The organism is Shewanella sp. 5_MG-2023, from assembly GCF_030547465.1.
Lineage (GTDB): Bacteria > Pseudomonadota > Gammaproteobacteria > Enterobacterales > Shewanellaceae > Shewanella.
In genome coordinates this window covers 16,887-39,714 of sequence record NZ_JAUORC010000017.1, presented here as the reverse complement: position 1 = coordinate 39,714, position 22,828 = coordinate 16,887, and the positions used below count along the sequence as shown (strand labels likewise).

The 22,828-nt window shown below is 44.2% G+C and carries 23 protein-coding genes; 15 read left to right on the top strand and 8 right to left on the bottom strand.

The annotated features are described in order from the left end of the window. The first annotated feature begins 14 nt into the window (after positions 1–14). The 7 genes from modA (at position 15) to Q4557_RS11540 (ending at position 5,986) form a co-directional block, all read left to right on the top strand. Entirely contained in the window at positions 15–869 is an 855-nt protein-coding gene (gene modA, locus Q4557_RS11570) for a molybdate ABC transporter substrate-binding protein (RefSeq protein WP_303412841.1), read from the top strand. Between the two features lie 3 nt (positions 870–872). Further along, entirely contained in the window at positions 873–1,553 is a 681-nt protein-coding gene (gene modB, locus Q4557_RS11565) for a molybdate ABC transporter permease subunit (RefSeq protein ID WP_102435991.1), read from the top strand. Continuing rightward, on the top strand, positions 1,534–2,640 hold the full coding sequence (locus Q4557_RS11560) for an ABC transporter ATP-binding protein (protein ID WP_303412838.1): 1,107 nt from the start codon (positions 1,534–1,536) through the stop codon (positions 2,638–2,640). Before modB ends, Q4557_RS11560 begins: the two co-directional genes overlap by 20 nt. An 82-nt stretch (positions 2,641–2,722) precedes the next feature. Then, the gene (locus Q4557_RS11555) at positions 2,723–3,247 is read left to right on the top strand and encodes a PepSY domain-containing protein (RefSeq protein ID WP_303412836.1); all 525 of its coding nucleotides are present in this window, start codon (positions 2,723–2,725) and stop codon (positions 3,245–3,247) included. Between the two features lie 11 nt (positions 3,248–3,258). Further along, complete coding sequence (locus Q4557_RS11550) at positions 3,259–3,936, top strand: response regulator transcription factor (protein WP_303412834.1); 678 nt, start codon at positions 3,259–3,261, stop codon at positions 3,934–3,936. Positions 3,937–3,985: 49 nt separating this feature from the next. Further along, positions 3,986–5,242 carry a HAMP domain-containing sensor histidine kinase gene (locus tag Q4557_RS11545; protein WP_102435999.1) on the top strand — a complete coding sequence of 419 codons (1,257 nt, stop codon included), beginning with the start codon at positions 3,986–3,988 and terminating at the stop codon, positions 5,240–5,242. A 63-nt stretch (positions 5,243–5,305) separates the two neighbouring features. Continuing rightward, a complete protein-coding gene (locus Q4557_RS11540; protein ID WP_102531521.1) occupies positions 5,306–5,986 on the top strand; it encodes a TIGR01621 family pseudouridine synthase in 681 nt (226 codons plus the stop codon). Positions 5,987–6,033: 47 nt separating this feature from the next. Here the strand turns inward: Q4557_RS11540 and Q4557_RS11535 are convergent, their stop codons facing one another. After that, positions 6,034–7,230 (bottom strand): GGDEF domain-containing protein, encoded by a 1,197-nt coding sequence (locus Q4557_RS11535; RefSeq protein WP_102436003.1) that lies wholly within the window; start codon positions 7,228–7,230, stop codon positions 6,034–6,036. A gap of 139 nt (positions 7,231–7,369) precedes the next feature. Here Q4557_RS11535 and Q4557_RS11530 point away from each other — a divergent pair, with 139 nt between their 5' ends. Together Q4557_RS11530 and Q4557_RS11525 are read left to right on the top strand one after the other, a co-directional pair. Beyond that, the gene (locus tag Q4557_RS11530; protein ID WP_076541354.1) at positions 7,370–7,537 is read left to right on the top strand and encodes a YqaE/Pmp3 family membrane protein; all 168 of its coding nucleotides are present in this window, start codon (positions 7,370–7,372) and stop codon (positions 7,535–7,537) included. 139 nt (positions 7,538–7,676) lie between these two features. Continuing rightward, entirely contained in the window at positions 7,677–7,898 is a 222-nt protein-coding gene (locus Q4557_RS11525; RefSeq protein WP_102436005.1) for a DUF2986 domain-containing protein, read from the top strand. Between the two features lie 71 nt (positions 7,899–7,969). On the opposite strand, the gene Q4557_RS11520 is transcribed toward Q4557_RS11525, so the two are convergent. The 3 genes from Q4557_RS11520 to moeA form a co-directional block, all read right to left on the bottom strand. Further along, a complete protein-coding gene (locus Q4557_RS11520) occupies positions 7,970–8,302 on the bottom strand; it encodes a DUF333 domain-containing protein (RefSeq protein WP_102436007.1) in 333 nt (110 codons plus the stop codon). Positions 8,303–8,379: 77 nt separating this feature from the next. Further along, positions 8,380–9,150: a molybdopterin-synthase adenylyltransferase MoeB gene (gene moeB, locus Q4557_RS11515; protein WP_102436009.1), complete on the bottom strand. Its 771-nt coding sequence runs from the start codon at positions 9,148–9,150 to the stop codon at positions 8,380–8,382. A 38-nt stretch (positions 9,151–9,188) separates the two neighbouring features. Continuing rightward, entirely contained in the window at positions 9,189–10,442 is a 1,254-nt protein-coding gene (gene moeA / locus Q4557_RS11510; RefSeq protein WP_102476463.1) for a molybdopterin molybdotransferase MoeA, read from the bottom strand. Between the two features lie 137 nt (positions 10,443–10,579). Between moeA and Q4557_RS11505 the strand changes: the two genes are divergently transcribed. Beyond that, entirely contained in the window at positions 10,580–10,936 is a 357-nt protein-coding gene (locus Q4557_RS11505; RefSeq protein ID WP_102476462.1) for a GIY-YIG nuclease family protein, read from the top strand. A gap of 71 nt (positions 10,937–11,007) precedes the next feature. On the opposite strand, the gene Q4557_RS11500 is transcribed toward Q4557_RS11505, so the two are convergent. From Q4557_RS11500 to hslR, 4 genes are all read right to left on the bottom strand, one after another. After that, a complete protein-coding gene (locus Q4557_RS11500) occupies positions 11,008–12,876 on the bottom strand; it encodes a M14 family metallopeptidase (protein ID WP_303412826.1) in 1,869 nt (622 codons plus the stop codon). Positions 12,877–13,073: 197 nt separating this feature from the next. Further along, the gene (locus tag Q4557_RS11495; RefSeq protein WP_102476460.1) at positions 13,074–14,615 is read right to left on the bottom strand and encodes a phosphoenolpyruvate carboxykinase; all 1,542 of its coding nucleotides are present in this window, start codon (positions 14,613–14,615) and stop codon (positions 13,074–13,076) included. 299 nt (positions 14,616–14,914) lie between these two features. After that, positions 14,915–15,775 (bottom strand): Hsp33 family molecular chaperone HslO, encoded by an 861-nt coding sequence (gene hslO / locus Q4557_RS11490; RefSeq protein ID WP_076541343.1) that lies wholly within the window; start codon positions 15,773–15,775, stop codon positions 14,915–14,917. A 33-nt stretch (positions 15,776–15,808) separates the two neighbouring features. Beyond that, positions 15,809–16,207, bottom strand: a complete 399-nt coding sequence (hslR, locus tag Q4557_RS11485) for a ribosome-associated heat shock protein Hsp15 (protein ID WP_102436019.1) — start codon at positions 16,205–16,207, stop codon at positions 15,809–15,811. 246 nt (positions 16,208–16,453) lie between these two features. Here hslR and gspC point away from each other — a divergent pair, with 246 nt between their 5' ends. From gspC to gspG, 5 genes are all read left to right on the top strand, one after another. Further along, the gene (gene gspC / locus Q4557_RS11480; protein ID WP_303412824.1) at positions 16,454–17,362 is read left to right on the top strand and encodes a type II secretion system protein GspC; all 909 of its coding nucleotides are present in this window, start codon (positions 16,454–16,456) and stop codon (positions 17,360–17,362) included. A gap of 25 nt (positions 17,363–17,387) precedes the next feature. Continuing rightward, on the top strand, positions 17,388–19,532 hold the full coding sequence (gene gspD, locus Q4557_RS11475) for a type II secretion system secretin GspD (protein WP_102436023.1): 2,145 nt from the start codon (positions 17,388–17,390) through the stop codon (positions 19,530–19,532). Further along, a complete protein-coding gene (gene gspE / locus Q4557_RS11470) occupies positions 19,525–21,087 on the top strand; it encodes a type II secretion system ATPase GspE (RefSeq protein ID WP_102436025.1) in 1,563 nt (520 codons plus the stop codon). Before gspD ends, gspE begins: the two co-directional genes overlap by 8 nt. A gap of 3 nt (positions 21,088–21,090) precedes the next feature. Beyond that, entirely contained in the window at positions 21,091–22,314 is a 1,224-nt protein-coding gene (gspF, locus tag Q4557_RS11465; RefSeq protein WP_102436027.1) for a type II secretion system inner membrane protein GspF, read from the top strand. Between the two features lie 63 nt (positions 22,315–22,377). Further along, positions 22,378–22,827, top strand: a complete 450-nt coding sequence (gspG, locus tag Q4557_RS11460; protein ID WP_102436029.1) for a type II secretion system major pseudopilin GspG — start codon at positions 22,378–22,380, stop codon at positions 22,825–22,827. Position 22,828: the final 1 nt, after the last annotated feature.

Genomic DNA, 22,828 nt, shown 5'->3' with positions numbered 1-22,828 from the left:
CATAGGATGCTGACATGATGACGTTAAGCACGATTCGCCGTTGTTTTTCATTGAGTCAAAGGCGTCGAACCGCTTTTATCAGGGCGTTATCTAGCCTAGTGTTATTGGTGTCATTTTCATCGCTGGCGGCCAAACCTCCAGCGATTGCCGCCGCTGCGAATATTAAATTTGCCCTTGATGAAATTGTTACCAACTTCACTGCCTCAACTGGATTGCCATTAAGAGTATCCTATGGATCTTCGGGTAATTTTGTCGCCCAGATCCAACATGGGGCTCCCTTTGAAATGCTGTTAAGTGCTGATGAGTTTTATGTTCAGCAGCTGCATAAAGCTGGAAAAACAGACTCTGATGGCACCATTTATGCTGTTGGTAAGTTAGCCCTAGTTGCCCCGAAAAACTCCTCCCTAGTGCTTGATGTTGAACTTAACGGCTTACAACAGCAGTTAACTGACGGCAAGATTGCCCGCTTTGTTATTGCTAACCCTGCTCACGCGCCTTATGGCGAAAGAGCCAGAAGTTTATTGCAAGCAAAAGACTTATGGCCGCAGTTAGAGTCTAAAATCATCATGGGCGAAAATGTCTCGCAAGCGGCGCAATTTGCTTTAAGTGGTTCTGCACAAGGTGGCATAGTGGCGCTATCGTTAGCGTCATCTGAGCAGTTTCGCAAAATGGGCAATTATATCGAAATACCCCAGTCGTTATATGAGCCGATTAATCAGCGAATGGTGATGATGCCCAATGCTGGTGCTACCACTCAGCAGTTTTATCAGTATATGCAAACCCAAGCCGCAAAAGATGTACTGCTCAATTATGGTTTTGGTTTTCCTCAGCGTGCTAATTCAAGCGCTTTTATGCAAGTCGAGAATTAATCTATGGATTGGCAATCGTTATGGTTATCAGCCAAGCTGAGTAGCGTTACTGTGCTAATTTTAGTGCCATTGGCCATTGTAGTTGGTCGACTACTGGCTTACCGTCAGTTCAAAGGGAAGTCATGGGTTGAAGCGTTAATCATGGTGCCCTTAGTGCTGCCTCCCACAGTAATAGGCTATTACTTACTGGTTGGCCTTGGCAGTCAAAGCCTCATCGGCCAATGGGTTGAGTCACTCTTTGGCGCGCAATTAGTGTTTAACTTCTCCGGTTTAGTTATTGCCTCTATTTTAGTCAATATTCCCTTTGCAGTGCAGCCAATCCAGCGGGCATTTGAAACTATCCCTCACGATATTCCTGATGCCGCCGCCTGTTGTGGCATGAGTTGGTGGCGAATTTTTGTCAAAATTGAGCTACCGATGATTTGGCCTGGGGTGTTAACCGCAGTGGTGCTGTGTTTTTCCCATGTGCTGGGTGAATTTGGTGTAGTGCTAATGTTAGGCGGTAATATTGCCGGTGAAACCAAAACCATATCTATTGCCATCTACGACAGTGTGCAGGCCTTTGATTTTGAAGCGGCTGGTACCATGTCGTTAGTGTTATTGGTCTTTGCCGTTAGTGTCTTGGCAATCACCACCAGTCTTTCAAGGCGTTTAGGAGGCGAGCATGCCAATCCGCAACGTTGATTTACATTGCCATATTTCCCAACAAGCACCGATCCCGTTAGAGGCTGACTTTAGTTGTAAAGCGGGAGAAGTATTAGCCGTCGTTGGCCCTTCAGGTGGTGGTAAAACCACCTTGCTGCGAATGATTGCGGGCTTAGGTTCAGCTCAACAAGGAGCGATTCAAAGTGGAGATAAAACTTGGTTTTGTCATCAGAAGCGCATCAATTTATCGCCGCAGCAACGTCATATCGGCTATGTGCCACAGCACTTTGGTTTATTCCCGCACTTAACTGCACTGGAAAATGTCATTTCTGGGCTCGATCATATTGCAAAGCATGAGCGTAAAGCCCGGGCGTTAGATTGGTTAGAGCGAGTGAATTTACATGGCTTACCCGCACGCTTACCGGCTCAGCTTTCAGGGGGCCAGCGCCAACGCGTCGCCTTAGCCAGAGCGCTTGCCAGAGAGCCGGCAGTATTATTGCTCGATGAACCCTTTTCTGCGGTGGATAGAGAAACCCGAGAAAGGTTATATATTGAGTTAGCACGGTTAAAATCGCAATTATCAATTCCAGTGATTATGGTGACCCATGATATGAATGAGGCTTTATTACTGGCCGATAAAATGATTTTAATCAGCCAAGGCAAGATGCTCCAGCAAGGTAAACCGTTTGATGTCTTGTCTCATCCTCGCAATGAAACCGTGGCGAGGCAAATGGGCTTGCGGAATATTTTTACTGCTCAAGTGTCGGGCCGAGATGCAAACGCCAATATTACTTGGCTTAAAATGGGTGACCAGATTATTGCTAGCGATAGCGCCCCAGATTGCGAAGTGGGACAAACCGTACGCTGGGTTATTCCTAACCAAGGCATTCGTTTCAGTGCTATTACCAGCGGCCGCCTTTGCCGCAGTATCAATAAACTCGATATCGTGATTGATTCTATGTTGGTGATGGGGGAATCGGTGCGTATAAAAGCGCGTATGGCAGGGATTGATGAGACGTTTAATATGGATGTGCCAGCTCACTTAGCGACTAAACTTGAGCTACAACAAGGTTTAGCCACCACAATAGCATTGAAGTCAGAACAAGTTCATATTCTAGAATCATGATCAATTATTAATCTTACAAAGCTTGGGTCTTTTAATCGGCTTAGGTAAAGTAGCTCAATTATCAATGTCTTTTGAGGCTCTCATGTTCCGTATTGTTCTATCATTGCTTGTGGTATTCCCTTCAATGGTGATGGCAACGCCTAGTATGCATACTTTGTTATCTCAAGGTGAGTACGTTGAACCTATTGTGGTGATTCAGCAAGTTGAAATGGATCACAATGGCTTGGTTTCAGCTTTTGATATGGATATTGAAAAAGATCAGTTAATTTATGAAATAGAACTTATCAACCTTGATACAAACGAACTTATAGCGTTTGAATTTGATGCCAAAGATGGCAGCTTGATGAGTAAGAAATTAAGTCATTTTGCCTCAGATGATTTAGACCAAATTAAGGCCGCCAAAGTACTTATTGATCATAAAATGACCTTTACGGATTTGATTAAGTTAGCGACAAAAAATCAATCTGGTTATTTAATTGAAGCAGAACTCGAGCACGATTTGACCATAAGTTATTTAGAATTGAAGCTACTTAATGCGGCCAGTAAGCATACTATTGCTTTTGATATTGAGAATTTACGTCCATTACCCCTACTGCAGTGGGACTAAGGAACAGCACTATGCGAGTATTAATCGTTGAAGATGACGCAACAACATTACAGTATGTTGCAGAGGGTTTTACAGCTCAGCAATACCAAGTCGATACGGCAACCAATGGCCATGATGGCCTGTATAAAGCCAAAAATAATGATTTCGATATTATTATTTTAGACCGAATGCTGCCCCAAATTGATGGGTTAACATTGTTAACCGCGTTGCGTAAAAATGGTAATGAAACCCCAGTGTTAATCTTGTCAGCATTAAGTCATGTGGATGAGCGTGTAAAAGGCTTACGTGCTGGTGGCGATGATTATATGACTAAGCCTTTTGCGTTTGCAGAGTTGCAAGTGCGAGCTGAAAAGTTAATTCAACGCAATGCGCCAGCTACAAATAGTACCGATCTTGAAGTGGGTAATTTGAAAATGGAGCTACTCACGCGCAAAGTGACCTTAGATGACCATGAACTCATGCTGCAACCTAAAGAGTTTCAATTACTCAAATATCTGATGGAGCATCCTAATAAAGTGATTAGCCGTACGCTATTATTTGAAGCTGTTTGGGATTATCATTTTGACCCTCGTACCAATGTGATTGATGTACATATCGCTAAGCTGCGTCGTAAGTTTGAAGAGTTAGGTCACCCAGAAATTATCGAAACCGTTCGAGGGGCTGGTTATCGCCTCTGTAAAGGGAATTAAACCCTACCAAAGTAGTGCTTGGCGGATCACGCTAATATTTTCTACTTTGGTGACCTTGTTAATTGTACTGCTGGTATCGGGTTTATACCGGCAGCTAGTCATGGAACAAGAAAGCCAAGTTGAGCAGCATCTCGCGACTGAAATGCAGCGCTACAAGCAATTAGCCCTCACTGTGGACCGTCGTAGTTTTGCGGCGCAAATTCGCGCGGCTGATCCCAAAACCGCGTTAATTGCTTGGCGTAATAATGTCGACATGGTTGGTGCCTTAAGTTTTGTACCTGACAACATGCCATTATTGCCTGAAACCCGCGATTTCCCGATTCTCACTGGCGGACCAGATAAACTGCATATTTTGACCGGAGGATTGGTGTTAACCAATTACGGTCCCGTGCTTATCGCCACCCGTACTGATAACTTAGCTGCATTGATTGATAAATTTGTTAATGCGGCCTTTTGGATGGTGGCGCTGACATTAGCAATGACCTTAGCCGTTGGTTTTATTTTCTCTAAAGCCATCTTACGGCGCTTAGTTCAATACAATCTATTGAGTCAGAAAATTGAGCAAGGACAATACGATACCCGTTTTCCTGTCAGTCATAATCAAGATGAATTTGATATGCTCGCAGGACAGTTTAATCGGGTATTAGATACCTTAGAGCACAACTTAATGTCAGTACGCGGGGTGACCGATAATATCGCCCATGACTTACGTACGCCGCTTTCGCATTTGCGCATAGGTATCGAGCAGTTACCGCAAAAACCGGCCGAGCAGGTACCTGAGCTCACCGCAATGCTGCTAGAAGAGCTAGATCATTGCTTAGCAACCTTCGATGCCATGTTGTCACTAACGCGCATTGAAGAAGGCCAGCAGACCCTTGATATGCAACCCGTTAGCTTGCAGCAGCTTTGCCAAGATTTATATGAAATGGCAGAAGTGGTAGCTGAGTCTAAACAGCAAACCCTTAATTTAGTGATTGAAAATGATGTCACTATTTCAGGGGATAAATACCTGCTATTCCAAGCATTATTTAACCTAGTGGATAATGCCATTAAGTACGCGCCTGAAGATGCCGAAATTAGCATTGTGCAACAAGGTCGGCGGATCCAAATTATTGATAATGGCCCAGGGATAAATGCGCAAGACAAAGAACGAGTGTTTGAGCGTTTAGTGCGTTTAGATCCTAGTCGTCACCATCAAGGCACTGGTTTAGGGTTATCTATGGTAAAAGCGATTTTATCTCGCCATCGTGCCAGTATTGAATTGGTAGATAATAACCCTGGTTTGATTGCCGATATTCATTTCTAATGTTCACTTCCAGTATTCAATGTTATCTCGCATCACTCATCATTACTTAATAGAAGCCCATTTATGTATCAGCTAGTTGAGCAGCATCCTGACTTTATTATCATTAATAAATCTGCAGGGGTTCATTTTCACAGTCAAGATGGTAATGCGGGCGTAGTCGCTCAAGTTGAGGCTGATTTAGGGATTAAGTTATATGCGGTTCACCGTTTAGATACGCCAACCTCAGGGTTATTGATTTTGGCTAAATCTTCAGCCGCCGCAGCGATATTCACCGAGATGTTTAGCGCTCATAAGATCCAAAAATATTATTTGGCCATTGCTAAAGGTAAGCCGAAAAAGAAACAAGGTTGGGTGATTGGCGATATGGCTAAGTCGCGTCGCAGTATGTATAAGTTATTACGTTCTACTGAGAACCCCGCTATCACGCAGTTTTTTTCCCATTCAATTGCCGCTGGGACTCGGTTATATTTACTAAAACCACTGAGTGGTAAAACCCATCAATTACGGGTCGCGTTAGCCAGTCTAGCGGTACCGATTTTAGGGGATAGCCTTTATGGCGGAGAGGCATCAGATAGGTGCTACCTGCATGCAATGGCGCTGCAGTTTGAATATAAAGCTACGCAGTACCAATTTATTCAATGGCCCCATTTAGGTGAGCAATTCAAACTGGCAGCAGTCACTCAGCAGCTAGCAAATGAATGGCAAAGTCCCAATGATTTACCATGGCCTGCGCCAGTAAAGTAAACGTGCTCAGAGTCATCACGCTTGCAGTAAAATGGATTTGTTAGCGGTTAAATTGAATCGCTTTGTAAGCGCATTAGGTTGGCTGATTTAACACAATTGCGACCACTGTTTTTTGCTTGATACATGGCTTTGTCGGCCAGTCCTAATAACGCTTCGGCATCGACGCCTTCTTTCATGGTGACACAGCCGATACTGGCTTCAATGGATATGGTGTTACCGTGCCAGTCCAGTTGAATTTGAGCTAATTTATGCTGCAGTTTGCTTGCCACTTGTAGCACGTTATCTTCATCGGTTAAGGGTAAGATCAGCACAAACTCTTCGCCGCCAAAGCGGCATAAATAGTCTAATTTTCGGGTCGCTGAGCTCAATTGTTGCGCCACCGCTTTAAGCACTTCATCACCAGCCACATGACCATAATTATCGTTTATATCTTTAAAGCGATCTAAATCAATCACCATCACACTGAAGCTAACCTTATCCCTTAACCAGCGTTGATGTTCAGTATTGAGTTTATGTTGCAGGGCATTACGGTTCCATAATCCGGTGAGGGCATCCTTGTTGGCGAGAGTTCTAATCTTTACGACTAGGCGATTGATAGTGTTACCAATAATAAGAATATTCACGATCAAAATAAGTGCGATATAGGTCCATAAAATAGGGATAGATTCTTTGGCATTAAAGGCGGCGTAATTGGCTACTTTTTCTGGATAGAGCATCAAAATGAACGCTCTGATAAAAAACATGAATCCAATAGCAACAATGGGGATGACTAACCAATAAGTTGCAAAAGCAGTAAAGTTAGCTTTCAACGCGACATAGTGATCTTTGGCGAGCATAAAAAATAGTGTGGCGGCACTAAAGGATAAAATAATCATCAAGTACGCAGAGCTAGAGGCTTGTGGTTTAGCCAATAGCATTAACCCGCCAGTGATAAACAGCAGCATTAAATCATTGCGATGGCTAGAGGTCAGGTGATACAGCCGTTGTGCGCCCCAGCGTAATAAACAAAAGCCAATCAGGATGAACATATCAGCGACTAGCCAATGTAAGTAGCTGGGTTCATCTGTGCGCTGAATGTAAAGCTGCATGCCGACAAGGATAGAAAAATTAGCCAATGCAAAGCGTGAGCTGGCACTGGGCGCGACCTTCATTGGTACGACCATGATGATCCAAGCGACAGTTGCTGCAATACAAAGCACGCAAATAACTTGAATTAACACTAAGCTACTACTATTTTCTATCATTAAGCCTTCAAAAATTTATAAATATTTCAATATGAAATTGTAGGTAAAATAATCATAATGATATTTAGCGACTTTCACAATTGGTTATTATTTTTACACTAGTTAGCTTTTACTGTTGATAAAAAGGACACTGAAACTTATGGACGCAAACAAAATTCTTCTGATTATACTGGCAATTTTATTACCACCGGTGGCGGTTTTCTTGAAAAAAGGGGTCGGTAAAGACTTACTGATCAACATCATTTTATGCTTATTATTCTTCCTTCCAGGTGTGCTACATGCGATTTGGGTGGTGATACAAGATTAATTAATCTTAAAATCTAAATACCAATTTTGATGATTCAAAATTGGTATTTTTAACCGTTCAATTGTAAAATCGCCCTCCATTTGAATATCTGCAGTAAAAATATTGAATTTTTTCGGCGTAACAGTAACGAGAGTATGCAATGAATCGTCGTAAAAAAATAAACTCAACCCTGAAAGCGAAAGCCAAAAAAGCCAATGCTAAAAAAGCTGGCAGTAACAAACCGGCCTACATTGCTAAAGCCGATAGAATTAAACTTGATGAAGCTGCAGTCACTGAGGTTGCAGTCACTGAAGTTGCAGCGGTGAAACCTGATAGTGCAGTTTTACAAAGTGACTTGGTAACGGCTACCACTACAAGCTAATCCGTTTTATCACGCTGATACTTATAATTTTAGGCGCTAGCCAATTCAATTGCGCTTAGCGTTCAGTGCCACTACGATTTTTGATGGTCGCGTCTAAATAATTCCCAAGACTCCACTACTTCACCGTCGGGTAAAGTGCACAGTAAGATATCGCCATTGATGTGAGCTATGGTCGCTAAACTGCCGTCTAGCTTAAGGCAGTAATCGGCAGCTGGATTAGTTTGGTGTAACGGGGTTATATCGTCACCTGAGCAGGCCGAGAGAAGGGTAACGCTACAGCCTAAGCACAGTGTTTGCATTGGCCTTAAGTGGCAGTAAAATTCTTGAGACGAGCTTGGTGTAAATCCAGTTATCTGGCGCAGTTGTTGAATGCTTAGATGCAGTTGTTGAAGAAGAGCTGACATAACAGAGTTCCTGTTTATAAAGCCGTTTTATCTCTTCTTCAACTATAGACAAGTTTGCCTTGTTAGGTGAATTACTTCTATTGCCCACAAACGGGGCAGTGAATTTGCTTCGGTAGTTTCATTTCTCGAAACTCCATCGTCATGGCATCAATCATTAGAATGCGGCCATTAAGCCCTTGGCCCATACCGCTAATGGCCTTAATGGCTTCAGTGGCTTGAATACAACCCACTAAACCCACGACAGGAGCTAATATTCCTGATTCAACACAGGTTAGCTGCTGCTCACCAAACAGACTGCTGTAGCATTGATAGCAAGGCGACTGCGACTGATAATCAAATACCGTCACCGTGCCTTCCATACGAATAGCTGCCGCTGAAATAAAGCTGACTTTATGCTTAAAGCAGCTGCGGTTAAGTTGCTCGCGAACTAATACATTATCAGTGCAATCCAGCACCAGCATATGTGTTGATACTAACTGCTCAATGGCAGCTTCATCCAGAAACTGATTAATGGTATTGATGCAAATAAGTGGATTGAGTTGCTGTAATGTTTGCTTCGCAGAATCAACTTTTGCTTGGCCGATATTTTCATCATGATGCAGTACTTGGCGCTGCAAATTTGATAACTCCACGGTATCAAAATCCACTATGGTCATTTCACCCACACCTGCCACTGCCAGATATTGGGTTACAGTGCAGCCTAAACCGCCAGCGCCTATGACTAAGACTTTGGCTTGTTTAAGTTTCTCTTGGCCTTCGATATCCATGGCTTTAATGGATATTTGGCGGCTATAACGCAGCATTTCATTATCGGTAAGAATATCGTCAGTTAACATGTCATTGCTCATTAAGCTGCTAGCCCCTTGCTGTCGGTCATTATTAATCCTTAGCAAAGTACGCTGTTAAAGGGTTCAACTTCGACTGTGCTACCCGCTGCAACATCGCCTTGAAATTGCGCTAAGTTAATAAAGCAATTCGCTAGGCTCATTGAGGTCAACATGCCAGAGCCTTGACCGCCAGTGGTGGAAACAACTAACTCGCCATTGTCATCACGGCTAAGCACCCCACGCTGGTATTCGGCGCGGCCCGGCTGTTTACGGATAGGGCTTGAAAGTGTCGCTGTTACGATGACAGGTGCTTTAGGGGTTAAGCCCTGCATTTTGTTGATAATAGGCCAAACAAGCTTGTAGAACGTCACCATTGATGACACAGGGTTACCCGGTAAACCGCAGAATACCGCTTTACCTAATTTACCAAAGGCAAACGGTTTACCCGGTTTAATGGCCAAGCGCCAAAAGGTGATTTCACCTTCTTCAGACAAAATTTGTTTGGTGTAATCCGCATCACCCACTGAAACCCCGCCAGAGGTGAGCACGATATCAGCTTGCTCTGCTGCTTCTCTGAATGCACCTCGAATAGCTTCTTTGTCATCTTCGATGACACCTAGGTCAATCCATTCCACGTTTGCTTGGGTTAATAAGCCTTTAATTGAGTAGCGATTAGAGTCATAAATTTGCCCAGGGGCGAGATCGCTCCCAACAGGTCTTAATTCGTCACCCGTTGAGAAAAAGGCGACTTTAAGCTTACGTTTTACTCTGACTTGGCTAATACCGATAGTGGCCAGTACGCCCATCTCTGCGGCGCGAATTTGAATGCCACTTTTTAACACATTGGTACCAGCAAGCAACTCTTCGCCGCGGTAGCGCACGTTAGCGCCTTTCGCTTTGGGCGCTTCAATACTAATGATGTCAGCATTGGTGGTAGTTTTTTCTTGCATCTGCACTGTGTCATAACCAGCGGGTACCGGCGCGCCGGTCATTATCCTGATACAAGTATTGGCTTGAGGCGTCCCTTTAAAAGGGTGACCCGCAAATGAGGTGCCGATAAGGGTCAGTTCAGTCGATGCTGCGCTGAGGTTTAAATCTTCAAAACGAAAAGCAAAGCCATCCATTGATGAATTATCAAAGGGAGGCAAATCAATACAAGAAGCTAAATTCTCAGATAATACTCGCCCAACTGCATCATTTAAGCTGACCATTTCATTGTCTTGGGTGGCATTAACTTGCGCTAATAACGCTTCGATAGCCTCCTGTGGCGGCATTAAATCGGGTTGTGCGCAGGCATCTGGTTGCTTTGACATCGTTGCTTCCTCACATGGCTATTGCCATATACTGATTGCACTTAGCGAGTGCTAAGATGATAAGATTTATGTTTGATTCTGCATTATGCCATGCTGGCAGCAGATAACTATGATCAGACCGAAGGTTTTTTATATCGATGCCGACCCAAAACCAACAAACTGCCAGTGACTGCAATAATAGTCTAATGACCACATCGAAAAAGCCAGCAATCGTGGCATCTGCTTGGTTTTTATATATGGTCAAATGCCATAACGGTCACTTGTATACTGGGGTTACCACAGATGTTAGTCGCCGTTTTGCTGAGCATCAAGCTGGTGGCGTAAAAGCGGCTAAATTCTTAAAAGGAAAAGGGCCACTCACACTGGTATATCAAGAGTCACAGCCTGATAGAAGTCGTGCATTGAAGCGGGAAATAGCGGTAAAGAAGTTAACGCGTAGGCAAAAGTTAGCCATGATTGCGAGTTATGAAAACGCGCAAGCTAAAGCCACTTAACAGGCGCTTATGGCGTATTAAGTGGCAATGTTTGCTGCTGTAGCTGGTTATCGTTAGCTTTAGAATTTGAGTTAGTGAGATCTCAGTACTGGATACTTCAAGTATTGCTCATCGTAATAGGGGCTACGTTGATAAAACCAGCGCAGTCTGGCTTTCGGATCTGCAGCAAAGGCTTCATCCTCTAAGGCTTTTTCAAATTCTAGTTTCAAATTATCGTCTTCAGCCAGCATTTTGGCCGCTAATGGCTCGACGGCATAGTCTTCAATGTATTCAGTACGGGTAAAGATGCTATTGAAAAACCCCCATTGAAAAAACGAATCTGCAGATTGAGGTTCCAGCAGCAAAATGGCTAAATCACCCAGAGGTTGGTTAGTGGCAATTTGAATAGTACCAGCTGGTAAAGTGGTTGTTATTTTAACTTTAGTGCTGCTAGCTTTAACCCGTTGACGACCCTCATAATCTACTGCGTTAAATTCAGGCTGACTAAATTGGTATTGCGCCGCCTTGATGGTTTTAGGCTTTTCTAAGCGAGTCATTCTTACGCCATGTATGGCTAAGCGCTCAATCACTTGCTGCCACTGGGCGGGAACATAATAGAATTTAGGCCGTTGAGTGATGATATCGGCTTCAGTGTTACCCATTAGCGGTAAGTTAGGGTATAGCTTTGGCTGGCCATTCCATCTGACCACATTTGTGCCACTAATGTCACTTTGCTCAACGCTGTAGTCAATGCCTTTAAAATCCCAACCTTGGGGTTGTTTGACGCTTTGCCAAGTTAACGCAAGCTGCTGCGGGGTGCGGTACTTATCTTCATAAATTGCCGCTGTTAATTTAGTGCCATGCTCGGCAACCGTTTTAAGGGTTTGCTCAAGCATCACGTAGGTACCAAGCACCCGTTGTTTAAAGGGTTTTAAGCTGTGGTTTTCAATTAAAATGGTCGGTAAATGGCGCGCATCACCGTAACCATTTGAAAAGCGTGGGCTTGGATTCCAGTAAGACAGCCCTTTAGACATATCGGTATTATCAATGGCAAACACTAACCCGCCAGGGACATGACCTTGCTTGGTCAGCGCCGCTTCAACTTCAGGGCGATAATAGTTTTCTAGCCAATCAAAACTTGCTGGGCTATAGCCTTGTTTGACGTTGTAACCAAAGGTGACATCGTATTGGTAGTCGATGCCGTCAGTCACATGGACATCAATGTACAAGTCGGGTTGCCACAAATTGATGGCACGGATCATATGCTGTAATTCAAGGGTATCTAACTTGGCGTAATCACGGTTTAAATTAAGGTTTCTGGCGTTGGTGCGCCAGCCCATATTAACTGGCCCTCGCTGATTAACCCGATTAAACTCATCACTGCGCTCATGACCATCGACACTTAAAATGGGCACAAACAACAGATTTACCTTATCCAGTAAGGCTTTTTTGTCGCCATGGCTAATGTCACGTAGCAACATCATGCCGGCATCTTTGCCATCAATCTCGCCAGAATGGATCCCCGCCTGTACCAGGACTGTGGGTTTATTATTGCCGCTAAGCTCTTTAGCAGTGGCAGCCCCTTCTTCCGATGCGACCAGCATCCAAATATCACGGCCTTGGGGGCTTTTACCGATGGAGACTTGTTGCAGTAAATCACTGCTGTCGACCAGCTTGGTGAGCCATTGCTGGGTATCATTGTAATTAGGGCTGCTAATTAAACCGTTTTGCTCAAAAGGGGTCGCCCATGGTGCATTTTTTGATTGAATTAATGCTTTACTGGCGCCTTGCCAGCTGGCAATTGGCGGTAAAATCGGCTCGTTTACAAAGGTGTTATTAACGCTAGGGCTGGCAGTTATTATTTTTTCCGAATGCTTACTAAGGTTTTCAGTGGCGAATGCATTGCTATTGAGCAGCAAGAATGAATTAATCACTAGAGTGGCAATGATGGCGCGGCGCATAGATATCCCTATGATATATCCAAAGTTTATTGTGTCATCTTAAATTAATTCTCTATGGAGGCAATAGCAGATTGATACTGATTAAAGGAAAGTAAATTACGCCATTAAAAAAGCCGCAACTGGGGATTTGCGGCTTTTTGATTAGGCTTCAACTTGGTAGCGCCGTGATGACAAGTTAATATGTCATCGGCTCAACACTAGCTATTAGGGCCAGCATTTTTAATCTCATCAGACACGTCATACTTAGCAAAGTTTGCGGTGAACTCTTCGGCGAGTTGCTGAGCAAATTTGGCATATTCAGCTTTATCTGCCCAAGTGTTTACTGGGTTCAATAATGCAGTTTCAACCCCTGATACCGCGACAGGCACCTTAAGGTTAAGTTTATCAATATGCATGGTTTCAACGTCTTTAAGCTCGCCGCTGACAATGGCATCGACAATCGCGCGGGTCGTAGGGATGTCAAAACGCTTACCAACACCGTGAGGTCCACCAGTCCAGCCAGTATTAACCAAGTAAACTTGGCTGCCAAATGATTCAATGCGCTTCATCAATAGTTCAGCATAAACCCCTGCTGGACGTGGGAAGAATGGTGCGCCAAAGCATGTTGAGAAGGTCGATTGAATGGCTGCGGTCGAGCCCATTTCAGTTGAGCCGACTTTGGCGGTATAACCTGACAAGAAGTGATAAGCCGCTTGCTCTTTGGTTAACACAGACACTGGCGGTAATACCCCAGATACGTCACAGGTTAAAAACACCACCGAGTTAGGCTCAGCGCCACGATTTTCTTCAACGCGCTGGCCAATATGCTCTAACGGATAAGCAGCACGGCTGTTTTCAGTCAAGCTAGTATCTGTGTAATCAGGAGTGCGAGAGTCATCTAACACCACGTTTTCAAGTACGGTGCCAAAGCGAATCGCATCCCAAATAACCGGCTCATTTTTTTGACTTAAGTCGATACATTTAGCGTAGCAGCCGCCTTCAATATTAAATACCCCGCCCGGTGCCCAGCCATGTTCATCATCGCCAATTAAAAAGCGCTTAGGATCGGCTGAAAGGGTGGTTTTCCCTGTGCCTGATAAGCCAAAAAATAAAGTAGTGTCACCTTTAGCGCCCACGTTAGCGGAGCAATGCATTGGCAATACCCCTTTTGCTGGCAATAAGAAGTTTTGCACCGAGAACATCGACTTTTTCATTTCGCCGGCGTATTTAAGTCCTGCAAGCAGTACCTTTTTGGCGGCAAAGTTAATCATCACTACGGCATCGGAGTGGGTGCCGTCACGGGCAGGATCGCAAACAAAATCAGGTGCATTGATAATTTGCCATACTGCTTTATCGCCACGGTTAAAGCTTTCTGGGGTGATAAATAGATTACGGGCGAATACCTGATGCCAAGCATATTCTGTAGTAACACGAACCGGAAGGTAGTGCTCATCAGAGGCACCAACTTCAAGTTCAGAAACAAAAAGCTCTTTATCAGCAAGGTAGGCTTCAACACGGCCCCAAAGTGCATCAAAGGTATCGGCAGCGATACCTTTGTTGACTGAGCCCCAGTCGATTTCATCTTGGGTGTTGGCTTCTTGAACAATAAAGCGGTCGTTGGGAGAGCGACCGGTTCTTGCGCCGGTTTTTGCTACCAGTGCGCCATTGGCGGTTAATGTCCCTTCATTACGTTGTAAAGCAAGTTCAATTAACTCAGCGCTAGTAAGGTTAAGGTGTACGCTGTTGGTTTCATCTGTCATCGAGTGGTTCTCCGTCATAAGTAGGTCGTTTATCGGTCTATGGCGCCGATTTTTTTGTTTAGGATGACTTACGTTAGCTTGCTTGAGTTTGGCTTAGGTGCGGCTGAATTAAGGTTCGGTTGAACACTAAATTAGCGATCCCTATGCAATTTAATAATAACGCAATAACGGCACGGAGGAGTAACAGTTTGGTAACTTTTTTGTAATTAGTGGCATTTTTTAAGTTGAAAGGGGGATTTTTAGCGATAAAAAAAGCGCCTTAGGCGCTTTTTTTGAAAGTTTACTTGAGGAGGTAACAGTTATTGCTGCTTGTCTGCACTCATGTTACCAGCAAAGATTGCCGCAATATCGATACTGTCAAAGTTGTAAACAGCAGGACAATATTCACAGTCCATTTCAATTTTACCCTCTTCAGCGAGTATGGCTTCAACTTCTGCTTGCTCTAAGGTCGCCAGCGCTTTAGCGCTACGCTCTTTAGAGCAACTGCACTTAAAGGTGACATCGATTGGATCAAATAAGCGCACTTCTTCTTGATGGTATAAACGATGTAACACTTCTTCTGCGGTTAAGCCAAATAGCTCTTCTGACTTGATAGTATGAGTCAGCGCAGATAAGTGTTCGAACTCTTCGTTTTCTTTGTTTTCAGTCGGTAATACCTGTAACAACATACCGGCAGCTTGTTTACCGTCAGCAAATAAACGGATCACTGTGGGTAGCTGCTCAGATTGATTGAAGTATTCTTCTAAACAGGCTGCTAAATCAGCATGCTCAAGAGACACAATACCTTGGTAGCGTTCACCTTCATCAGGGGTTAGGGTAATCACCATAATACCTTGGCCAAACAGCTCCGCCAGTGAAGCGTCATCTGCTAACTCACCTTTCCAGCGGGCTATGCCGCGTAAGGCCTGTAAGTTGCTGCCATTGATAACTGCTAAAGATACTGGGCCATCACCTTGCAATTGCACACTGATGTCGCCAGTAAATTTAATGGTGGCTGTCAACAATGACGTTGCCGCCATTAATTGGCCGATGATGTGCTGTAATGCAACAGGGTAATCATGGGCGGCTAAAATTTCTTGGTAGCTGTTTTCCAGTTGTACCATTTCACCACGGACTTCGGCATTATCGAATAAGTAGCGATGTAATAGATCTTTGCTCATGTGGTCTCTCAATTTGTTGTGCCGTTAAAAAGTTTATAACTCTTTAAAGCGTTTAAGTTGTCGACGTTGCTTTTTATCCGGCTTAGTTTCAGGCGCCGGATTATTTAAGATATTTAATCTTCTGGCTTCAGCATTAAACTCGCGTTTTTTGATGCTTTCAGCCGTTTCTTGATATAGCGTTTGCGCTATAGCAGCCCCTTGTCGATGTTCAGACAATTGAGCAATAATTATTTCCCTATCATCGTGCCCTTGGCGAAGTCGCACTGTTGCACCGACTTCTGCTAGTTTGCTCGATTTGGCTCTTTGGCCGTTATAGTGAACTTTGCCACCATTGATCATGTCTTTTGCTAGCGAGCGAGTTTTATAAAAACGTGCCGCCCATAACCATTTATCTAACCTTACTGACATAGTATTAACTTGAGCTATGCTCATTAAGCCCCCTCAAAAGTGGTATGAGTTCACAAGGTTGACATTTTTCACATGTAAAATGGAGGCAAGAGCCTAAATAGTGGCATTTCTCACAGCCTTTTTAAGCGCGCAAATGTAGCATAATCAGCTGTATTTCGCCAATCCAGATGCTATGGGCTTGTTGCGACAAGCCGTGTAGGTTAGCATGATGCAGTATTTCCTAAATTAACAGAATAAGAACAGCGACCTGTGCTGAGGGTCAAAGCAAATATGGATGTATTAGATAAAGTTATTACCAAGGTTGCGGCTCTTCCTCAAAAGCAGCTGAGCGCGGCCTTCTTTTGGTTAGGGTTAGTGATCGTGCTATCAATTGCTGCTCAGATCACTTGGAAGTTAATGCCTGTTAATTCTCAAGCTGTAGCATGGCAACCATCGCCAACTTCTTCTGCTAGCGCGAAACGTATTGAGCTCAGTGGTGTGCAACAGTTATCACTGTTTGGTAAAAAAGGTGCCAGTGATACCCAAGTGAAAAAGCCCGCTCCAGTGGAACAAATTACCGATGCCCCTAAAACTAACTTGTCTATTTTGCTGACAGGCGTGGTGGCATCAACTTCTGATTCACATGGCCTTGCGGTTATCGAGTCAAAAGGCAGCCAAGAAACCTACAGCCTAGGTGACAAAATCAAAGGCACTTCAGCGTCATTAAAAGAAGTTTATGCCGACCGCATTATTATTACCAATGCGGGCCGCTATGAAACCTTAATGCTTGATGGCTTAAATTACACCACTCAAAGCCAAGCCAATGAATCACTTCAAAAAGCAAAACAAAATCGCACCGTGCAAACGGTTCAGCGCAGTGTGCTCTCTCAAGAGTTAGCCGATTCACGTGATGAATTACTAGCCGATCCGGGTAAATTAACCGACTATCTGGCTATCTCACCAGTCAGCGGTGCAGATGGCATCAGCGGTTATCGATTAAACCCGGGCAAAAATAAGTCTTTATTTGCCTCAGCAGGTTTTAAAGCAAATGATTTAGCCAAATCCATCAACGGCTACGACTTAACTGATATGGGGCAGTCGTTAGAAGTGATGGGGCAATTAGCAGAATTAACCGAAATTGGCGTCATGGTCGAACGTGATGGGCAGTTAGTTGAAATAATTTTTAGTTTGCCAGAATAGTATGGGCAGTAGAGGATTGAAAATAATGAAGAGTTACGGAATTCGACGCAAGTTATTTGCTGGAATGGTTGCCGGTATTGCCATGCTGGCTTCTCAAGCTGCTTGGTCGGAACAGTATGCTGCCAATTTCAAAGGCACAGACATTCAGGAATTCATTAATATTGTGGGTAAAAACCTCAATAAAACCATCATCGTTGATCCTACTGTTCGCGGCAAAATTAACGTCCGCAGTTACGACTTATTAGATGACGAGCAGTACTACCAGTTCTTCCTCAATGTTTTGCAGGTGTATGGCTATGCCGTGGTTGAAATGGAAAACCGCGTTATTAAAGTCATTAAAGATAAAGATGCCAAAACTGCAGCTATTCGCGTCGCTGATGATAACACCCCAGGCTTGGGCGATGAAATGGTCACCCGCATTGTGGCGTTATACAACACCGAAGCTAAACAACTAGCGCCATTACTGCGCCAGCTTAATGATAATGCTGGTGGCGGTAACGTAGTGAACTACGACCCATCTAACGTATTGATGATTTCAGGCCGCGCAGCTGTCGTAAATAAATTAGTAGAAATTGTTCGCCGTGTCGATAAGCAAGGTGATACAGCTGTTGAAGTGGTATCCCTTGAATATGCCTCAGCCGGTGAGATTGTCCGTATTGTTGATACCCTTTATCGCGCCAGCGCTAATCAAGCGCAAATGCCCGGTCAAGCGCCAAAAGTGGTGGCTGATGAGCGTATGAACGCCGTTATTGTGAGTGGTGATGAAAAGAGCCGTCAACGCGTGGTCGATCTAATTCGTCGTCTAGATGCTGAGCAAGCTAACACTGGTAACACTAAAGTACGCTACTTACGCTACGCTAAAGCAGAAGATTTAGTCGAAGTGCTAACCGGTTTTGCTGACCAACTCGTGAGCGATCAAGATGCGGGTAAAACCTCGGGTAGCAAGCGTAAAGAAATTAATATTATGGCTCACGTTGATACCAATGCTTTGGTGATCAGCGCTGAACCGGATCAAATGCGCACCATTGAAAGCGTGATTAACCAGTTAGATATTCGCCGTGCACAAGTATTGGTAGAAGCGATTATTGTTGAAGTATCAGAAGGCGATGATGTTGGCTTTGGTATTCAATGGGCATCAGCTGCTGGTGGTGGTACTCAGTTTAATAACTTAGGCCCAACCATAGGTGAGATTGGCGCAGGTGTATGGCAAGCACAAGGTGAAGAAGGCACTACAGTGTGTACCGAAAATGGTACTTGTACTGAAAACCCAGATTCACGTGGTGATATTACCTTACTGGCGCAAGCATTAGGTAAAGTGAACGGCATGGCTTGGGGCGTGGCAATGGGTGACTTCGGCGCCTTAATCCAAGCGGTTTCAAGTGATACCAAATCAAACGTACTTGCAACACCGTCGATTACCACCCTTGATAACCAAGAAGCATCATTCATCGTTGGTGACGAAGTACCTATTCTTACCGGTAGCCAAAACTCAAGTAACGGTAACAGCAACCCATTCCAAACCGTTGAACGTAAAGAAGTGGGCGTTAAATTAAAAGTGGTACCACAAGTCAATGAAGGTAATGCGGTTAAGCTGACCATTGAGCAAGAAGTGTCAGGTATTAACGGTAAAACTGGTGTCGATGTGACCTTTGCAACTCGTCGCTTAACTACCACGGTTATGGCAGATTCTGGTCAGATTGTAGTACTGGGCGGTTTGATTAATGAAGAAGTACAAGAGTCAGTACAAAAAGTGCCATTTTTAGGTGACTTACCGATTATCGGTCACTTATTTAAGTCTTCATCAAGCGGTAAGAAAAAGAAGAACTTGATGGTATTTATCAAGCCAACCATTATTCGTGACGGTATCACCATGGAAGGCATCGCTGGTCGTAAATATAACTACTTCCGCGCCCTGCAACTTGAGCAACAAGAGCGCGGCGTAAACTTAATGCCTAAGACCAATGTGCCAGTGTTAACTGAGTGGGATCAAGAAGCTTACTTACCTGATGAAGTGAACGAAGTGCTTAATCGTTACAAAGAAGGTAAAGAGTTAGAAACTAAGATGCGCGAAACAGACCCTGCGCTTAAGCATATTAGCGAAAGAAAAGATCTAGACAATGCAGTCACTGAAGCTGCAGAAACCGAACAAGAAGATGATGCCAATGAGTGAAGCAGCAATGACTGAACAATTGGCACAGGTGTCTACCGATTTAGGCTTAGAAGCCGAAGAGCTTAATGATGAGGTGTTTCACTCCAACAGTCGTGAACGCCTGCCATTTGCTTTTTCTCATCGCTTTAATTTGGCATTGGCCAAAGAAGCCGATGCCCTAAAGCTTTACTACACCAGTAATACCCCACTTGATGCCATGCTTGAAGTGCGCCGTTATGCCGGTGAAGATCTGGTGTTAGTCAAGCTGCCGGTAGAAGACTTTGAAGCGAAATTAACCCACACATTCCAGGCTAATTCATCAGAAGCCCAGCAGCTGATGGAAGACATTGGTAATGAAATGGATTTATTTACCCTCGCCGAAGAACTGCCACAAACCGAAGATTTGCTCGAAGGTGATGATGACGCGCCAATCATTAAATTGATCAACGCCTTGTTATCAGAAGCCATTAAAGAAGAAGCCTCTGATATCCATATCGAAACCTACGAAAAGCAATTAATCGTCCGTTTCCGTATTGATGGGGTTTTGAAAGAAGTTTTAAAACCTAACCGTAAACTGTCTTCATTGTTGGTTTCACGTATTAAGGTGATGGCGCGTTTAGATATCGCAGAAAAACGTGTGCCGCAAGATGGTCGTATTTCATTACGTATTGCCGGCCGCGCAGTTGATGTGCGTGTCTCTACCATGCCATCAAGCCATGGCGAGCGAGTGGTATTACGACTACTGGATAAAAATACCGGCAACCTAGATTTAAAATTATTGGGTATGACCCTGTCTATCCAAGATGAATTTGAAGCGTTAATTCGTAAACCGCACGGTATTATTTTGGTTACCGGCCCAACAGGTTCAGGTAAAAGTACCACCCTGTATGCGGGGTTAACTGAGATTAACTCCAAAGACACCAACATTTTAACAGTTGAAGATCCGATTGAATATGAACTGGAAGGCATTGGCCAAACTCAAGTGAATATGAAAGCGGATATGACCTTCGCCCGTGGTTTGCGGGCGATATTACGTCAAGATCCTGATGTGGTCATGATTGGTGAAATCCGAGATTTAGAAACCGCACAAATTGCAGTGCAAGCTTCACTAACCGGTCACATGGTTATTTCGACCTTGCATACCAACACGGCATCGGGCGCGATTACTCGTCTGCAAGATATGGGTGTTGAGCCTTTCTTGGTGTCTTCAAGCTTACTGGGTGTATTAGCCCAGCGACTTATTCGTACCTTGTGTAACGAATGTAAGGTCGAGCATGAGCCAGATGAGCGTGAGCGCGAATTATTAGGCATAACGGTCAATGATACCCGAGTGATTTATCGCGCTAAAGGCTGTAAAGCCTGTGGTCATAATGGTTATCGAGGTCGTACCGGTATCCATGAATTACTCACTGTTGATGACAACGTTCGTGAATTAATTCACGGTGGCCGCGGTGAGTTAGCCATTGAAAAGTATGTCCGTCAAACGATTCCAAGTATCCGTCATGATGGCATGAGCAAAGTACTGAAAGGGGTTACCACCCTTGAAGAAGTATTGCGCGTGACCCGCGAGGAGTAATCAATGGCAGCGTTTGAATATAAAGCCCTTGATAGCAATGGTAAACAGCAAAAAGGGGTGATAGAGGCTGATACGGCTCGTCATGCACGTAGTCAGCTACGTGAACAGCGCTTAATGCCCTTAGAGCTAGAACCGGTTGCTGAAAAAGAAGCCAAGGCCAAAAGCGGTGGGCTTAAGTTTTTCAAACGTGGTATCTCGGTTGCAGAGCTTGCTTTAATTACCCGTCAAATCGCCACTTTAGTTGCTGCAGGTTTACCCATTGAGGAATCACTCAAAGCGGTAGGCCAGCAATGTGAAAAAGATCGTCTTGCCAGTTTGGTAATGGCGGTGCGCTCGCGGGTTGTTGAAGGGTACAGCTTGGCTGATTCTTTAGCCGAATTCCCCCACGTATTTGATGATTTGTACCGCGCTATGGTGGCATCAGGTGAAAAGTCTGGTCATTTAGAAGTGGTACTAAACCGCTTAGCCGATTACACCGAACGTCGCCAGCAACTGAAATCTAAGCTAACTCAGGCAATGATTTACCCTATGGTATTAACCATTGTTGCCATTGGGGTAATTGCCGTATTACTGGCAGCAGTGGTACCTAAGGTGGTTGGTCAGTTTGAACATATGGGTCAAGAGCTACCCGGTTCAACTCAGTTTTTGATCCTCGCCTCTGATTTTGTGCAAAATTATGGGGTATTTGTGCTTGTGGCACTGATTGGTTTGTTTGCACTACTAAAGCAGCTGCTAAAAAAACCAAACTTTAGAATGCAATATGACACCTGGTTACTCAAAGCACCGGTTATTGGCAAAGTCAGTAAAGGCCTGAATACCGCCCGTTTTGCGAGAACCTTAAGTATCTTGTCAGCAAGTTCTGTACCTTTGCTTGAGGGCATGCGTATTGCCAGTGAAGTGCTGCAAAACGTCAAAGTGCGCGCAGCAGTGGATGATGCTACAGCAAGAGTGCGTGAAGGTACCAGCCTGGGCGCGGCGCTAACTAATACCAAACTTTTTCCGGCTATGATGCTCTATATGATTGCATCAGGCGAAAAAAGTGGTCAGCTGGAGCAAATGCTAGAACGTGCTGCAGATAACCAAGACAGAGAATTTGAATCTAATGTGAATATTGCCTTAGGGGTATTTGAACCCATGCTCGTGGTCAGTATGGCCTCGGTGGTGTTATTTATCGTGATGGCAATTTTACAGCCTATTTTAGAATTGAATAACTTGATCAGCGCTTAAGTATCCAAGTTATTTACTATTTATTGTTAGCGCACCGAGTGTGCGCGTCGGAGGAAGTTGTTAATGCAAACTAATCGAAATCAAACCCGTGGTAAACAAGCTGGTTTTACCTTACTTGAAGTCATGGTCGTGATTGTTATTTTAGGTATTTTGGCCTCTATGGTGGTACCTAACTTAATGGGTAACAAAGATAAAGCTGATATCCAAAAAGCCGTTTCTGACATTGTAGCGTTAGAAAACACCCTCGATATGTACCGCCTAGATAACAGTGTGTATCCAACAACGGAGCAAGGCTTAGATGCGTTAGTGCAAAAGCCAACCTCGTCACCTGAGCCACGTAATTACCGACCAGACGGTTACATTAAGCGTTTACCACAGGATCCTTGGCGCAACGATTACTACCTATTAAGTCCTGGCGAAAATGGCCGTATTGATATTTTCAGTGCCGGTCCTGATGGCCAAGTGGGAACTGAAGATGATATCGGCAACTGGAATCTGCAAAACTTCCAGTAAG

What these genes read in the sequence shown, in the direction of transcription:
- moeB (WP_102436009.1), bottom strand. Translation starts at nt 9,150, where the DNA reads ATGAGCAATGACATGTTAACTGACGATATTCTTACCGATAATGAAATG.
- hslO (WP_076541343.1), bottom strand. Translation starts at nt 15,775, where the DNA reads ATGAGCAAAGATCTATTACATCGCTACTTATTCGATAATGCCGAAGTC.
- Q4557_RS11540 (WP_102531521.1), top strand. Translation starts at nt 5,306, where the DNA reads ATGTATCAGCTAGTTGAGCAGCATCCTGACTTTATTATCATTAATAAA.
- gspD (WP_102436023.1), top strand. Translation starts at nt 17,388, where the DNA reads ATGAAGAGTTACGGAATTCGACGCAAGTTATTTGCTGGAATGGTTGCC.
- gspE (WP_102436025.1), top strand. Translation starts at nt 19,525, where the DNA reads ATGAGTGAAGCAGCAATGACTGAACAATTGGCACAGGTGTCTACCGAT.
- Q4557_RS11520 (WP_102436007.1), bottom strand. Translation starts at nt 8,302, where the DNA reads ATGTCAGCTCTTCTTCAACAACTGCATCTAAGCATTCAACAACTGCGC.
- moeA (WP_102476463.1), bottom strand. Translation starts at nt 10,442, where the DNA reads ATGTCAAAGCAACCAGATGCCTGCGCACAACCCGATTTAATGCCGCCA.
- modB (WP_102435991.1), top strand. Translation starts at nt 873, where the DNA reads ATGGATTGGCAATCGTTATGGTTATCAGCCAAGCTGAGTAGCGTTACT.
- Q4557_RS11530 (WP_076541354.1), top strand. Translation starts at nt 7,370, where the DNA reads ATGGACGCAAACAAAATTCTTCTGATTATACTGGCAATTTTATTACCA.
- Q4557_RS11550 (WP_303412834.1), top strand. Translation starts at nt 3,259, where the DNA reads ATGCGAGTATTAATCGTTGAAGATGACGCAACAACATTACAGTATGTT.
- Q4557_RS11495 (WP_102476460.1), bottom strand. Translation starts at nt 14,615, where the DNA reads ATGACAGATGAAACCAACAGCGTACACCTTAACCTTACTAGCGCTGAG.
- gspF (WP_102436027.1), top strand. Translation starts at nt 21,091, where the DNA reads ATGGCAGCGTTTGAATATAAAGCCCTTGATAGCAATGGTAAACAGCAA.
- gspC (WP_303412824.1), top strand. Translation starts at nt 16,454, where the DNA reads ATGGATGTATTAGATAAAGTTATTACCAAGGTTGCGGCTCTTCCTCAA.
- Q4557_RS11535 (WP_102436003.1), bottom strand. Translation starts at nt 7,230, where the DNA reads ATGATAGAAAATAGTAGTAGCTTAGTGTTAATTCAAGTTATTTGCGTG.
- Q4557_RS11500 (WP_303412826.1), bottom strand. Translation starts at nt 12,876, where the DNA reads ATGCGCCGCGCCATCATTGCCACTCTAGTGATTAATTCATTCTTGCTG.
- Q4557_RS11560 (WP_303412838.1), top strand. Translation starts at nt 1,534, where the DNA reads ATGCCAATCCGCAACGTTGATTTACATTGCCATATTTCCCAACAAGCA.
- modA (WP_303412841.1), top strand. Translation starts at nt 15, where the DNA reads ATGATGACGTTAAGCACGATTCGCCGTTGTTTTTCATTGAGTCAAAGG.
- Q4557_RS11505 (WP_102476462.1), top strand. Translation starts at nt 10,580, where the DNA reads ATGCCGACCCAAAACCAACAAACTGCCAGTGACTGCAATAATAGTCTA.
- Q4557_RS11555 (WP_303412836.1), top strand. Translation starts at nt 2,723, where the DNA reads ATGTTCCGTATTGTTCTATCATTGCTTGTGGTATTCCCTTCAATGGTG.
- gspG (WP_102436029.1), top strand. Translation starts at nt 22,378, where the DNA reads ATGCAAACTAATCGAAATCAAACCCGTGGTAAACAAGCTGGTTTTACC.
- hslR (WP_102436019.1), bottom strand. Translation starts at nt 16,207, where the DNA reads ATGAGCATAGCTCAAGTTAATACTATGTCAGTAAGGTTAGATAAATGG.
- Q4557_RS11525 (WP_102436005.1), top strand. Translation starts at nt 7,677, where the DNA reads ATGAATCGTCGTAAAAAAATAAACTCAACCCTGAAAGCGAAAGCCAAA.